The 309-nt window shown below is 65.0% G+C and carries 1 protein-coding gene and 1 pseudogene; both read left to right on the forward strand.

Going from position 1 to position 309, the window contains the following annotated elements:
* Positions 1–126: pseudogene (locus tag EN845_RS36570) on the forward strand (xanthine dehydrogenase family protein subunit M); the annotation flags it as partial.
* The coding region (locus EN845_RS34575; RefSeq protein ID WP_135931325.1) for a hypothetical protein at positions 123–309 on the forward strand (187 nt) is incomplete at its 3' end. The pseudogene EN845_RS36570 and the gene EN845_RS34575, both read left to right, overlap by 4 nt.

Genomic DNA, 309 nt, shown 5'->3' on the forward strand with positions numbered 1-309 from the left:
ATCGTGCGCAAGGCGAGCGAACTCGCAATGGAGGGCGCCGTCGACCATGGCGCCAACCACTACAAGATCGCATTGGCGCCGCGCGTTGTCGCTAGAGCCATCCTCGAATTGGGAGAGACGGCATGACCGTTCATGACATGAAACACGCAGCGTCGGACAGCGCGCGCCTTGAAGCGGTCGGCGGACGGCTGTCGCGCGTCGACGGACCGGCCAAGATCACCGGCGCCGCGCATTACGCGTTCGAACAGCAGATCGACGGGCTGACGCATGCCGTGCTGGTCAGCGCGACCATTGCCGCTGGCAAGGTGG

The sequence above is a fragment of the Mesorhizobium sp. M8A.F.Ca.ET.202.01.1.1 genome (assembly GCF_004791595.1).
GTDB lineage: Bacteria > Pseudomonadota > Alphaproteobacteria > Rhizobiales > Rhizobiaceae > Mesorhizobium.